General features: G+C 70.0%; 12 protein-coding genes. 8 read left to right on the top strand and 4 right to left on the bottom strand.

Annotated features, from left to right (window positions below; translation table 11 throughout):
- Positions 1 to 302 precede the first annotated feature (302 nt).
- The gene (locus VK611_11985; GenBank protein HMG42045.1) at positions 303 to 1265 is read left to right on the top strand and encodes an amidohydrolase family protein; all 963 of its coding nucleotides are present in this window, start codon (positions 303 to 305) and stop codon (positions 1263 to 1265) included.
- Between the two features lie 361 nt (positions 1266 to 1626).
- Here VK611_11985 and VK611_11990 read toward each other — a convergent pair whose 3' ends face one another.
- Both VK611_11990 and VK611_11995 read right to left on the bottom strand, forming a co-directional pair.
- Positions 1627 to 3108: a 4-hydroxyphenylacetate 3-hydroxylase N-terminal domain-containing protein gene (locus VK611_11990; GenBank protein ID HMG42046.1), complete on the bottom strand. Its 1482-nt coding sequence runs from the start codon at positions 3106 to 3108 to the stop codon at positions 1627 to 1629.
- Complete coding sequence (locus VK611_11995) at positions 3105 to 3446, bottom strand: hypothetical protein (protein ID HMG42047.1); 342 nt, start codon at positions 3444 to 3446, stop codon at positions 3105 to 3107. The genes VK611_11990 and VK611_11995 overlap by 4 nt, the downstream gene beginning before the upstream one ends.
- Positions 3447 to 3490: 44 nt before the next feature.
- On the opposite strand from VK611_11995, the gene VK611_12000 reads away from it, so the two are divergent.
- Genes VK611_12000 through VK611_12015 form a run of 4 tightly spaced genes read left to right on the top strand, consistent with a single transcriptional unit; the run spans position 3491 to position 7663 of the window.
- Entirely contained in the window at positions 3491 to 4168 is a 678-nt protein-coding gene (locus tag VK611_12000; protein ID HMG42048.1) for a DUF2848 family protein, read from the top strand.
- A gap of 60 nt (positions 4169 to 4228) precedes the next feature.
- Entirely contained in the window at positions 4229 to 5680 is a 1452-nt protein-coding gene (locus VK611_12005; GenBank protein ID HMG42049.1) for an OB-fold domain-containing protein, read from the top strand.
- Positions 5680 to 6882, top strand: a complete 1203-nt coding sequence (locus VK611_12010; GenBank protein HMG42050.1) for an acetyl-CoA acetyltransferase — start codon at positions 5680 to 5682, stop codon at positions 6880 to 6882. Before VK611_12005 ends, VK611_12010 begins: the two co-directional genes overlap by 1 nt.
- Positions 6883 to 6934: 52 nt before the next feature.
- On the top strand, positions 6935 to 7663 hold the full coding sequence (locus tag VK611_12015) for an alpha/beta hydrolase (GenBank protein HMG42051.1): 729 nt from the start codon (positions 6935 to 6937) through the stop codon (positions 7661 to 7663).
- Here VK611_12015 and VK611_12020 read toward each other — a convergent pair.
- Entirely contained in the window at positions 7647 to 8237 is a 591-nt protein-coding gene (locus tag VK611_12020) for a TetR family transcriptional regulator (protein ID HMG42052.1), read from the bottom strand. The two genes, VK611_12015 and VK611_12020, sit on opposite strands and share 17 nt — an antisense overlap.
- A gap of 54 nt (positions 8238 to 8291) precedes the next feature.
- Positions 8292 to 8732 (bottom strand): hypothetical protein, encoded by a 441-nt coding sequence (locus VK611_12025; GenBank protein HMG42053.1) that lies wholly within the window; start codon positions 8730 to 8732, stop codon positions 8292 to 8294.
- Between the two features lie 110 nt (positions 8733 to 8842).
- On the opposite strand from VK611_12025, the gene VK611_12030 reads away from it, so the two are divergent.
- From VK611_12030 to VK611_12040, 3 genes are read left to right on the top strand one after another with little or no spacing between them, the layout of a single operon-like run.
- Entirely contained in the window at positions 8843 to 10396 is a 1554-nt protein-coding gene (locus tag VK611_12030; protein ID HMG42054.1) for a carboxylesterase family protein, read from the top strand.
- A gap of 43 nt (positions 10397 to 10439) precedes the next feature.
- Positions 10440 to 11417, top strand: coding sequence for a VOC family protein (locus VK611_12035; GenBank protein HMG42055.1), 978 nt, complete (start codon positions 10440 to 10442; stop codon positions 11415 to 11417).
- Positions 11418 to 11420: 3 nt separating this feature from the next.
- Positions 11421 to 13013, top strand: coding sequence for an AMP-binding protein (locus tag VK611_12040; GenBank protein HMG42056.1), 1593 nt, complete (start codon positions 11421 to 11423; stop codon positions 13011 to 13013).
- Positions 13014 to 13027: the final 14 nt, after the last annotated feature.

Genomic DNA, 13027 nt, shown 5'->3' on the forward strand with positions numbered 1-13027 from the left:
CTACGGATCAGAAGGTTGGGGGTTCGAGTCCCTCCGAGCGCGCTGAATAAGTCCAGGTCAGAGGCGGTCCTCAAGGCCCGCCTCTTGCTGTTCGGGGGTATACCGCATACCTGCGAGCCGGCTGGGCGCTGCGATGCTTGACACCCTGTGCTGCACCGATTCGCCGGCAGCGGGACGTCGCGGGTCCCGGCATGCCGGCATCTCGACGGAACGGCATCAAGGGGGGAAGTTGCTGGGTGCTCGTGCCCGCTCGCCTAGAGTCAATCACTGACATTTGACAGTGATTGACGTAAGATGGCTGGGTGGACAGCTCGATCGGTCTCATCGACGTGCACCATCACGCCATCCCGGAGCTGTATCTCGCCGCTCTCGCCGAGCGGGGCGTACGGGCGCCGGTCCAGGGTGCGTCGTTCCCGGCGTGGGATCCGGAGGCGAGCCTGGCGGTGATGGACGAGGCGGGCATCGCCACCGCGATCCTGTCGATCAGCTCGCCGGGTCTGGCGGACGCGGCAGGTGAGGACGCCTGCCGCTTGGCCCGGCGGGTCAACGAGCACCTCGCTGGCGTCGTCCACGAGCATCCGACTCGCTTCGGGGCCTTTGCCCTGATCCCCGTGCACGAGATGTCCTCTGCCCTTGGCGAGGTGGCCTACGCCCTCGATCAGCTCGGGCTCGACGGTGTCGGCGTGTACACGAGCACGTGGGGCCGATACCTCGGTGACTCGCAGTTCGAGCCGCTGCTGGCCACGCTCGCGGACCGGCAGGTTCCTGTATTCGTGCACCCGGTCCTGCCGCCCCAGCCCGGCCCACTGTTCGGCGCGCCGGGTTCGGTTGCGGAGTTCCCGATCGAGACGACCCGGGCCGTGATGAGCCTCCTGTTCTCCGGGACGCTCGATCGACATCCGGGGTTGAAGTTGATCTTGTCCCACGCCGGTGGGACGGTCCCGTTCCTCGCTCCCCGGATTGCCCACGCCGCCACCATCGATCCTGACCTGCGGGGCAAGCCGCCGGCTGATCTCCTCGGGTCGTTGCGGCGCCTCTACTACGACGTCGCGATGTCGGCGACGCCGACCCAGCTGGCCTGCCTCGGAGACCTCGTCGACCCGAGTCACATCCTGTTCGGCAGCGACTTCCCGTTCATGCCCGCTCACCACGCCCTCGACAACGCGGCCGGGCTGCGTCGTTACCCGGGCCTGTCCGCCCTGCAGTTGGAGCGGGTGGGCCGCGGCAACGCGCTCGACCTGTTCCCCCGGGTGCGGCCCGCCTGATTCGAGGGCGTATGGAGCTGGGGCCATCGACACCGGGCGGTTCGCCGACGAGGTCGTCCCCCATCGATGTCACGTCCCGAATGACCTCGTCGACCGTGGCGGTCGACGAGGGCCCCGGCGCGACACCACGCTCGAGAAGCTTGCCGCGCTGGAGCCGGCGTTCGTCCATGGCGGCACCGTCACCTCCGGCAAGTCCAGCCCGCTGAGCGACGGGGCTGCTGCGCTGCTGCTGACCTCCGCTGAGTACGGTCGTCAGCGCGGCTTCGAGCCGCTGGCGAAGGTGCGCAGCGTCGTCGTCGTCGTCGGGGTACCGCCTCGCGTCATGGGCATCGGCCCCGGTCCGGCCACCGACGGACCGTGGTCACGGGCCCGACGCGTCGGCTGGTTCCGCGCGGGCGTCGAAGGCCGTCTCGGCGAGGCAGCGGTCGACGAGCTGCTCGCCGCGAGCCCAGTCGAAGTTGCGGTTCGCGTAGGCCCGGGCGACGAAGGGTCCGCCCGAGTAGAACAGCTCGTACTGCTGGTGCCGGCCGGCGAACTCGGAGCCGATCACGTCCCAGGCGAGCTTGAACAGCGAGATGCGCTGTTCGGCCGGCGCTCCGGGTGAGCGCACGTAGCGGCGGAAGTCCTCGCCCGGCTCGTCGGCCAGCAGGTCGGCGACCGAGGACGGCACTTGGATGACCCCGCCGCCGCATAGTGTGCGCAGCGCCTCGATGGCGCCGGCGTAGGTCTGGCCCGCGGTAGCCATGGTGGCGTACATCAGCCGGGCGTTCGGGCGGACGGCGCCGCCCAGCAGCGGTTCGCACGCGACCTCGGTGGCCAGCACGCCGGCCTCGATCATCGCCACGGACGCCGCAAGGCGCCCGAGGATGTCGGCGACGAGCGGGTCCTTGAGCGTCTGGTTGGTGCGGGCGACCCGCTGGGCGATCCCGGCGAGGAACTCCAGCTTGGTCCAGCACCGGATCTGGGCCTGGGTGTTGATGTAGACGTGCGCGGGCGTGGCGAAGAACTGGGCGGCCGTCAGCTCGACATCCCGGTACACGAAGGTGTTCTCCCAGGGGACGAAGACGTCGTCGAACACGACCAGGCAGTCGTTCTCGTCGAACCGGCTCGACAGCGGGTGGTCGTAGGTGCTGGTCGCGTTCGCCTCATACGAGCGGCGCGAGTACAGCTTCAACCCGGCGGCGTTGATCGGCACCACGCAGCTGAAGGCGTACGCCTCGTCCTCGGAGCTCATCGGCTGGATGGTGCTCACGAACAGCAGGTCCGAGAAGACGGCGGAGGTCCCGATCATCTTCGCTCCCCGGATGACGAACCCACCGTCTCGCTCCTCGGCGATGCCGGCGTGGAGGAAGGGCTCCTCCTGCCGGCTGGAAGGCTGGGACTTGTCGTTCTGGGGGTTGATGATGACGTAGGACAGGTAGAGGTCCCGGTCCCGGGCCTCGGCGTGGACCCGCGTGGCGTTCGCGGCCAGCTCGGGCGCCCCTCTGGCGAGGACCTCGGGCGCGGCGGCGAGGCCGGTCAGGAGGGACGCCACGTGATCGGGCGTGCGGCCGAGGAACCCGTAGCTCTCCGTGGCCCAGCGGCGCATGGCCCGGCGTCGGGCGACGAGGTCCGCCTGTGTGGTGGGCACGAGGAAGCTCATGTTGACCGGCTCGCCGGTGGCCGGCGACGGGAACGTCATGACCTCCGGCTCCTCAAGGGCCACGTCGTAGAGACGGGCGAACGCGCGCGCCGACCGGGCGAAGGCCGGGTGCGAAGTCAGGTCCTTCACGGTCTCGCCGTCGATGACGACGTGCCGACCGTCCCGGAGGGCGTCCAGGTAGCTGGTTCCGGTGCGGGTCACGAGCGCTCTCCCGCGGCGGGGTAGCGCACCTCGAAGGTGGTGCAGCCATCGGGCGACTCCCACGGCCCATGGGGCATCCCCGGCGGACGGCAGGCGTACATCCCCTCGGTGAAGGTCTGCCCGAGCCGCAGGTCGGTGATGGAACCCCGAAGGATCCACACCTCCTCCCAGAACTCGTGGGTCAGCGTCTCCTCGGTCACGGTGCCCTCCCCGAACTCCAGCATCCGGGAGGCGACACCGGACGTCGGATCGTGGCTGAGGATGCGTTCGCGGCGGCCGTCGCCCGCGGGCGTCCACGGGATCCGGTCGGCGGGGAAGAACTCTAGGGCCGGCTTCATGGCAGTAGTGTACACATGTCACTCACTGACATTAAGGAGCGAACGTGGATCTGAAGCTTTCGCCGGATGGCGTGCTGGTCGACCTGGAGTACCCGACCGTGGCTGTCGTCGGCTACTCGGGTCGCGATCGGGCCGCCGTCCAGGTCCACCTCGACGAGCTGGCGGCCCACGGCGTGCCGCCGCCGGCGGAGGTCCCGGCCGTGTGGGAGCTGGACGCCTCGGCACTCACGTCGGCTGGGCGGATCGAGGTCGATCCTGCGCGGTCGTCGGGGGAAGTGGAGCCGGTCCTGGCCCGGGCCGGAGGCGACTGGTACCTGTCGGTGGGCAGTGACCACACCGACCGCGTGCTCGAGCGCACGTCGATGGCAGCGGCCAAGTCCGCGTGCCCCAAGGTGATCGCCAGCGAGTGCTGGCGGCTCGCCGACGTCGAGGCGCGCTGGGACACCCTCGAGCTGAGGTCGCAGGTGCGGGTCTGCGGCGCGTGGCGGGACTACCAGCGCGGCCCTCTGGCACTCATCCGCCAGGTCGGCTTCTACCGGCGCCGGTTCGCCGACGTGGTGGGCGATCTCGTCGTGTTCTGCGGCACCGTGCCCACGATCGACGGGCTGGTGCTCGGGGCCGACGTCTTCCGGGCCGCGCTCGTCGACCCCGGACTGGGCCGGACGCTGACCTGCCAGTACCAGCTGGCCCCGCCGACCCTGCCAGGTAGCGACAGTAATTGACACTTGTCACTCATTGACGTCTAATCTTGGTGGAACTCGCCCAGCCCGAAGGAGCACCCGATGGCGAACGGAATCGTGGCGTGGGGCGCCTACCTCCCGTACTGGCGCCTGCGGCGCGAGGCGATCGGCGACGCCCTTGGCATCGCCACCAGCCGGGGAGAGCGCACCGTGGCCTCCTACGACGAGGACACGACATCGATGGCGGTCGAGGCAGCCCGCAGCGTCGTCCTGTCGCAGAGCAGCGCCCCGGCACTGGTGACCCTCAGCACGTCGGCTCCCGCCTACCTGGACAAGAACGACGCCACCGCCCTGCACGCCGCCCTTGGGCTCCCGACCTCGGCTGCCGCCTTCGACGTCGGCGGCAGCGTCCGGTCGGCCGCCGGGGCGATGGCGCTCGCCGACGCCTGGTCCCGGCGCGGGGAGCCTGCCCTCGCCACCATGGCCGACATACGCACCGGGCTCCCCGGCGGCGGCGACGAGCGGGACGGTGGGGACGGTGCCGCGGCCTTCCTCTTCGGGACCGAAGCGGTCGCCGCCGAGGTGCTGGCGTGGGCTCACGTGAGCGAGGAGATCCTCGAGCGGTGGCGGGTGCCGGGAGCGGCGTCGAGCGACCGGTGGGAGGAGCGGTTCGGCGAGCACGCCTACGGGCCGATGGGCGAGGCGGTCGTCGCCGATGCCCTCAAGGAGGCAGGCCTGGCGGCCGACGAGCTCGACCACGTGGTCGTCGCCGGGCCCCACGGCCGCGCCACCCGGCGGCTGGCCTCGACGATCGGGGCCCGGCACGAGGCCCTGGCGCCCGACCTCGCCCGGCGGATCGGCAACACCGGGGCGGCCCAAGTCGGCATCTCGCTGTGCGACGTCCTCGACCGAGCCGAGCCCGACGAGACGATCCTGGTGGTGTCGCTGTCGGACGGCGCCGACGCCCTGGTCCTGCGCGCGACCGGCGACCTGGCCGCTGCCCGGGAGCGACTCTGGCGGACTGGGGCAGCCACCGTCGCCGCGCAGGTGGAGACCGGCCGCTCCGACCTCCCGTACAACGCGTTCCTCACCTGGCGCGACGTACTCCACCGCGAGCCCCCGCGCCGTCCCGACCCAGAGCCGCCGGCGGCGCCGCCTTCGCGGCGCGCCGGGGCGTGGAAGTTCGGCTTCAACGGCTCGCGGTGCCACGGCTGCGGCACCCTCCACCTGCCGCCGGCTCGGGTATGCAGCGGCTGCGCGGCGGTCGACGAGATGGCGACCGAGCGGGTGGCCGACGCCACTGGCACGGTCGCGACGTTCACTGTCGACCGACTGGCGTTCAGCCTGTCGCCGCCCGTGGTGGCCGCGGTGATCGACTTCGACGGCGGGGGACGGTTCTCGTGCGAGCTGACCGACCTCGATCCGGCCGAGGTCGAGATCGGTCTGCGGGTCCGGATGACGTTCCGCAAGCTGCACACGGCGAACGGCGTCCACAACTACTTCTGGAAGGCGAAGCCGGTGCGCTCGGCGCACCCGATCGGAGGAGAGGACTGATGGGCTCCAAGGGCATCCGGGATCGCGTGGCGATCGTCGGCATGGCGTGCACGAATTTCGGCGAGCGCTGGGACCTCAGCCTCGACGACCTCCTCATCGACGCGGCCACCGACGCCGCCGCTTCGGCGGGCGTCGGGGTCGCCGACGTCGACGCCTTCTGGCTCGGCACGATGTCGTCCGGCATCAGCGGGCTGACGCTGTCCCGCCCGCTCAAGCTGGACTACAAGCCGGTCACCCGCCTGGAGAACATGTGCGCCACCGGTTCCGAGGCTTTCCGCAACGCCTGCTATGCAGTCGCCTCTGGCGCCTTCGACCTGGCCATGGCCATCGGAGCCGAGAAGCTCAAGGACGGCGGGTACTCGGGTCTGGTCCTGCCGGTCCCGCCGTCGGACGGCACGACCGTCCAGCTCACCGCCCCGGCGATGTTCTCGCTGCTCGCCCCCGCGTACGCCAAGAAGTACGGCGTCGACGAGGCCGAGATGAAGGATGTCCTCACCCGGATCGCCTGGAAGAACCACCGCAACGGGGCGCTCAACTCACGGGCCCAGTTCCGCAAGGAGGTGGCCAAAGACGTGATCTGCAACGCCCCGATCGTCGCCGGCCCGCTCGGCGTCTTCGACTGCTCCGGCGTGAGCGACGGTGGGGCGGCCGCCATCGTGTGCCGGGCCGAGGACGCGCACCGTTACACCGACCGGCCCATCTACGTGAAGGCGCTGTCGTTCGTCGCCGGCCCCGCGGCTGGCCAGACGGACTCGACGTACGACTACACCAGCTTCACGGAGGTCGTGCGTTCGTCGGCAGAGGCCTACGCCCAGGCGGGCATCGAGGATCCCCGGGCCGAGCTGGCCATGGCCGAGGTGCACGACTGCTTCACGCCCACCGAGCTGGTGCTCATGGAGGACCTCGGCTTCGCCCCCCGAGGTTTTGCCTGGAAGGAGGTGCTGGCCGGCACGTTCGATCTTGACGGGGACCTTCCGGTCAACCCCGACGGGGGCCTCAAGAGCTTCGGCCACCCGATCGGTGCCTCGGGACTGCGGATGCTCTTCGAGTGTTGGGCGCAGCTGCGCGGCGAGGCCGGTGACCGCCAGATCGCATCGGTGACGGCCGGTGACCGGAAGCTGGCTCTGACCCAGAACCTGGGCGGCCAGCCGGGAGACTGCGTCAGTTTCGTGAGCGTCGTCGGCAGTGAGCCCTCGAGCTGAGAGCGCATTGCCGTCCGTCATCCGTGTCGCAGGCGGAGACATCGAATACCGCGTGGACGAACCGGTGCCGGGCGCCCCGGGAGGACCGGCGCTCGTGTTCCTCCACGAGGGCCTGGGGTCGCTCCGCCTGTGGCGGGAGTTCCCCGACGCCGTGCGGGCCGCGGTGGGCGGGCCCCGCACGCTCGTGTACTCCCGGCACGGGTACGGCCGCTCCGCTCCGGTCCGCCGGCCTCGGCCTGTCAGCTATATGCACGACGAGGCCCTCAACGTCCTGCCCGAGATCCTCGACCGGCTGAGCGTGCACCGCCCGGTGCTGATCGGCCACAGCGACGGGGCCTCCATCGCTCTGATCCACGCCGGCGGGGGGTTCCCGGTGGCCGGGCTCGTCCTGCTCGCCCCACACGTGTCGGTCGAGGACCGCACGATCCGGGGCATCCGAGCCGCGCAGGAGGCCTTCCGGACGACCGACATGCCCGAGCGCATGCGGCGGCACCATGCCGATCCGGCCGCGACGTTCTGGGGGTGGAGCGAGGCCTGGCTCGATCCAGCGTTCCGCGACTGGAGCATCGAGGAGATGCTCCCTCGGATCGAGAGCCCGGTGCTCGTCGTCCAGGGGACCGACGACCGCTACGGGACCCTGGCGCACCTACGGGCGATCGAGCGAGAGGTCGCCGGACCCGTCCGCACGGTCGTGCTCGAGGGCGTGGGGCACGCCCCTCACCTCGAGGCGCCGGCGGAAACCCTCGGGCACATCTCGTCGTTCATTACGAAGTCGGTTTGAGTCGGTCGGCGAAGATATCGCACGCGTAGTCGATGACCTCGAGCAGAGCGTGGGGCTCAAAGGGGCGGCTGTCCCTCAGCCAGTCCGCCATGACGGCTTCGTTGCCGGCACTGAGCGACGCGGCGAGCATCTCCGGTGCGAACGGGTCGCCGGACGACTCCTCGGCAAGTGCGGCGGCGAGGAGTCGCTGTATCTCACGCTGAATGCGGACGTACTCGGCGCGGACCGCTGGCTCGCGCAGGATCGCGAACCGGCTCCGATGCCAGTCCTCCCGGGCGGCGAACTCGGCGCTTATCATGCCGACGTAATACCGCCAGTAGGAGAGGACGCCGCCGGAGCGCCTGGCCAAGCCGGCCTTGAAGCGCTCGAGGGCATCGATCTCCTCGGAGAGCGCCAAGGCCTCCTTGGTCTCGAAGTGGCGCAGCACCGTCCGGACCGAGACCTCGCAGGCGGCGGCGACCTCGTCGAGCGTGACGTCGTCGAACGCGCGCTCGATGAACATCGGCGTCGCGGCTTCCACGATCAGCGCCCGCGTCTTCGCCTTCTTCCGCTCACGCAATCCACCTTCGGCCACGGCGACAGCATAACTGGCAACGAGTGTCATGACTTGTCTTCCCGCGTCTGCGCCTCAGCAGGTGCGGCGGGCGAGGAAGTCGTGCAGCTCAAGGAGCGTCTCCTCCAGCTCGGGCGGCACCACCAGGGGGGTGGCTCGCCCCCGCCTCACGGCCGAGCTCCGCCGTCGCCGCTGCTTGTCAAGCGTCCGAGGGTCGTCGGCGTACACGGTCCGGGCCGCGGTCAGAACGGCCGAGTAGTCGCCCTCGGAACGGTTGGCCACGTCGTCGCGCGCACCACGGCCTACCTCGACCGTCGGCCCGTCGATGCGGAACCACCACGCCACCCGGTTGGTACCGGGATCGGCGAGGTGCTCGGGTGGGTCGGTTGCGATCTCGCAGATCGAGAAGGTCACGCCCTCCAGCGCCGAGCCCATGGCGGGGATCACCTCGTGGAGCCGCCGCCGGAACAGGTCGAACCACTCGTCTCCTGCGAACTCCACCTGACGGCCGTCCATGCGTCTCCTTGCCGGAAATAGCGGCGCTCACTGACTTATGTCGCTAATTGACACTATGGTCGGGTCGGTCTACCGTCAAACTCCCACCACACCGACGAGGAGAGCTCGCGTTGACCAAACGCTCGGCCAGCTGTGACATCCGGACCGAGGCCGGTGTGGTGCGCGGGCGATGGCGCGACGGCATCGGGTCCTTCCGCGGCGTGCCCTACGCGTCGCCACCGGTCGGGCCCCGGCGGTTCTTGCCGCCGGAGCGGCCCCCAGCCTGGGACGGCGTGCGCCCGACCGAGGAACCTGGGCCGGCGCCGATGCAGCCGCCGTCGCGGGCCGAGGTCGTGATGGGGCCGATGGACGTGCCTGGCTACAGCGAGGATTGCCTCACGCTCAACGTCTGGACCCCGGCACCGGCCAGCGGGGCGCAGCTCCCGGTGCTCGTGTGGCTCCACGGCGGCGGGTACATGTTCGGAGCGGGTTCTGCATCGTGGTACGACGGCTCGGTCATGGCCAGGCGAGGCGGGATGGTTGTCGTCACCGTCAACTACCGGCTCGGCGCACTCGGCTACCTGTACCTGCCGACGAGCACCGGCGCAGGCGGGCCGGCAGCCAATCTCGGCCTTCAGGACCAGTGCATGGCCCTGGAGTGGGTCTGCGACAACATCGCCGCCTTCGGCGGCGACCCCGCACGGGTAACGGTCGCCGGCCAGTCCGCGGGCGGGCTCTCGGTCGTGGCGCTCCACGCAATGCCCCGCGCCTCCGGGCTGTTCCAGCGGGCGATCGTGTGGAGCAGCGGTCTCCAGCTGCCGGCCCACACGCTCGACGAGGCCACCGCGGTCACCGACGTCTTCCTCGCCGCCGCGGGCATCCCTCACGACAGCGTCGACGCCTTGCTCGACCTTCCCGCCGACCGGATCCTGGAAGCTCAGGAGAAGACGCTGCTGCAGGCCGCGGTCGCAGTCGGCGGTGATCCGCGGCTGCAACCGTCGTCGATGGCGCCCTTCCGGCCGGTGGTCGACGGCGACGTCCTTCCCGAGGATCCGGTCGCCGCAGCCCGGCGCGGTGCCATGGACGCCGGCGACCTACTGATCGGCGTCAATGCCGAGGAGATGGGATTCGTCTTCGCCTTCGACGAGACGTTCTTCGAGCAGGACCAGCTCACCGTGCTGGCCCAGGTCGAGGCCACCTGGGGAGACGAGGGCCTGCGCGTCTTCGAGTCGTACACGGCCCGGGAGGCGGGCAGGACCGCACCGGAGGTCCTCTGCACACTGCTCAGCGAGGAGGGGGCGGTGCCGAGCATCGAGCTGGCCGAGCGGCGTGCTGCCGCCGGTCGTCCCGCATACCTTGCCTGGTTCACCTGGCGATCGCCCGCGTTCGGCGGGCGGCTCGGCGCCGCCCACACGGTCGAGCTGCCGTTCGTGTTCAACAACCCCGAGAACTGGACCCGCTCCCCAATGTTGGCCGGTGCCGACGACGAGGAGGTCCATGAGCTGGGCAGCGCCCTCCAGGACGCCTGGATCGCCTTCGCAGCCACGGGGATCCCCGCCGAGGGATGGCCCCCCTACGTGCCACCCGAGCGGGCTGCCATGGCATTCGGCAGGTCGGTCGACGTCATCAGCAACCCAGCCCCGACCCGGTCGGCCACCGGCCTGACGTTCGGCACCAGCGCTTGATGCGTCCCCCATTCGACAGACCCCCATGGAGAAGACCCTCGACATGAGCGATGACATCCGCAACCTGCATCACGTCGGGCTCGTCGTGCACGACATGGAAGATGCCCTCGCCGTGTACCGCCGGCTCGGCTTCGCTCTCGAACCTCCGTCGTACCCGGCGCTGCCGCAGGACAGTGGTGACCTGGAGCCGTTCGGTGCCGGGAACACCCATGCCTACCTGCGCCGCAACTTCGTCGAGCTCGTCACGGTCGTCACCGACGGAGTCCGGATCCCCGGGGACGCCAACCTCGTGCCACTTCAGGTCCCCGCCGACCACCTGGCGAAGGTGACGGAGGTCATCAACGAGACCGTCGACCGCTTCGTGTCCTGTCTCGCGCGGTTCGAGGGGCTGCACCGGCTCGTGTTCGCCACCCCGGACATCGACGCGATCGCCGACCGGCTCACCTCCGCCCACGTCGACCACAGCGGCGTCAACACGACGCAACGCCCCGTCGACACCGACGACGGTCCTCGCATCGAGACGGTCCGCCACCTCGAGATCTCGAGCGGGCCCGCCGGCGCCGAGGCGATCCTCGCCGTGGCCGAGACGGAATCCCTGCACGATCTCCGGTCGGTCGATCACCCCAACGGAGCGCTCGACCTCGTCGACACCATCCTCTGCGTCGCGGACTACGAGCTGGCCTCGGTCGAGCGTCGCTATGAGACCTACCTCGCTCGGACCGCTCGTGAATCGGGGTCCGCACGGGTGTTCCAGCTCGACGACAGCAGGCTGACACTCGTGGCCGCCAGCGACCTCGAAGCGCTGCTCCCCGGTGAGCACCCACCCGACCTGGGCGGTGAGCACCCACCCGCCCTGGCCGCACTTGTCGCCTACGCGGTCAGCGTCGGTGACCTGGCGGCAACGGAGCAGCTGCTACGAACCAATGGGTTCGCGCCGACGACCTCACCGAGCGGACATCTCGTCGTACCATCGGCTGCCGCGCTCGGTGCGGCCGTGATCTTCCAGCAGGTGGAGGGCTGAGCCTTGCTCGACCGCACGCTGATCATGCCCAGCCTCGTCGCGCAGCGGGCCCGGGAGCACCCCGACCGTGTGCTGATCGAGCACGTCGACGGTGAACGGCTGACCTACTCGGAGCTGCACGGGGGCGCGCAGCGATGGGCCGGCGCGTACCAGCGGCTCGGCGTCCACGCCGGCGACACCGTCGTGACGATGTCCTCGATCAGGTTCGAGTTCTACTTCTCGTGGCTCGGGCTCTCCTGGCTGCGGGCCGTGGAGACACCCATCAACACCGACTACCGCGGGCCGATGCTGGTCCACGCCCTCACCAACTCCGGGGCGAGTGTCGTGCTGGTAGAGGCCCGCTTCCTCGACAGGTTCGAGGCCGTCGCCGCCGACCTCGACGCGAAGCCCACCCTGGTCGTGCTCGACGCGGACGGCTCGCTGCCGGCCTCATCGTTCGAGTTGATGACCGCGGAGCAGTTCCTCAGCGGCGGTGGCCCCGCCTGCGACCTCGAGGCGCCGAACGTGTGGGACATCGCCTCGATCGTCTACACGTCGGGCACGACCGGACCGTCGAAGGGCGTCATGATGCCCTGGGGTCAGCTCCACCAGTTGGCGGTCGGTGCCTTCCCGCCCGGTGCGTTCGGCGAGGACGACTGCTTCTACCTACCGGTCGTCACCTACCACATGGGAGCGAAGGCCATGCCGTACCTGATGGCCCTCGTCAACGGCCGGGTCGTGATCCGTGACCGGTTCAGCGCGACCGCCTTCCTGGATGACATCGAGGCGCACCGGTGCACGATCACGGTCATGGTCGCCGCCATCGCGCAGCTCATGAGCGCGCGCGATCCGAAGCCCGACGACGCTGACTCACCGCTGCGCTATGCGTTGATGGCACCGGTCCTCCCCGACGTCGAGGCCTTCTGCGCCCGCTTCGGGCTCAAGGCCGGCACCGCCTACGCCATGACCGAGCTCGCACCCGTGATCGCCTCGGACGGCGGGGACGTCACCAACGCCAACCACGCGAGCTGTGGGCGGCTCAGGCCCGGCTTCGAGGTTCGCATAGTCGACGAACACGACTGCGAAGTCCCCGTCGGCGAAGTCGGCGAACTCATCGTCCGAAGCGATGAACCGTGGACGCTCAACGCGGGCTACCTCGGCATGCCCGAGGCGACGGCGCGGGCCTGGCGCAACGGCTGGTTCCACACCGGCGACGCCTTCCGGCGCGACGCCGAAGGCAACTTCTACTTCCTCGACCGGATCAAGGACGCCATCCGCAGGCGGGGCGAGAACATCTCTAGCTTCGAAGTCGAGGGCATCGTCAGCAGCCACCCGGAGGTCCAGGAAGCGGCGGCGGTCGCGGTCCCGTCCGAGCTCAACGAGGACGAGGTCAAGGTGGTCGTCGTGCGCCGGCCGGAGTCCCGGCTGAGCGAGATCGAGCTGATCGAGTTCCTCGTCCCGATCATGCCGCGGTTCATGGTCCCTCGCTATGTCGAGTTCGTCCCCGCTCTCCCGAAGACCCCGACCGACCGCATCCAGAAGGTCATGCTGCGGAAGGTCGGGATCACGCCGGCCACCTGGGACCGGGTTCAGGCCGGGATCGAGATCCCGGCCTGAACCACCGGACAGGG

It is taken from the genome of Acidimicrobiales bacterium, from assembly GCA_035316325.1.
Classification (GTDB): Bacteria; Actinomycetota; Acidimicrobiia; order Acidimicrobiales; family VFJN01; genus DASXTK01.

Bases quoted from the DNA above. Each gene is read 5' to 3' on its own strand.
- VK611_11995 (HMG42047.1), bottom strand. From the start codon at position 3,446: ATGAAGCCGGCCCTAGAGTTCTTCCCCGCCGACCGGATCCCGTGGACG.
- VK611_12005 (HMG42049.1), top strand. From the start codon at position 4,229: ATGGCGAACGGAATCGTGGCGTGGGGCGCCTACCTCCCGTACTGGCGC.
- VK611_12010 (HMG42050.1), top strand. From the start codon at position 5,680: ATGGGCTCCAAGGGCATCCGGGATCGCGTGGCGATCGTCGGCATGGCG.
- VK611_12025 (HMG42053.1), bottom strand. From the start codon at position 8,732: ATGGACGGCCGTCAGGTGGAGTTCGCAGGAGACGAGTGGTTCGACCTG.
- VK611_12035 (HMG42055.1), top strand. From the start codon at position 10,440: ATGAGCGATGACATCCGCAACCTGCATCACGTCGGGCTCGTCGTGCAC.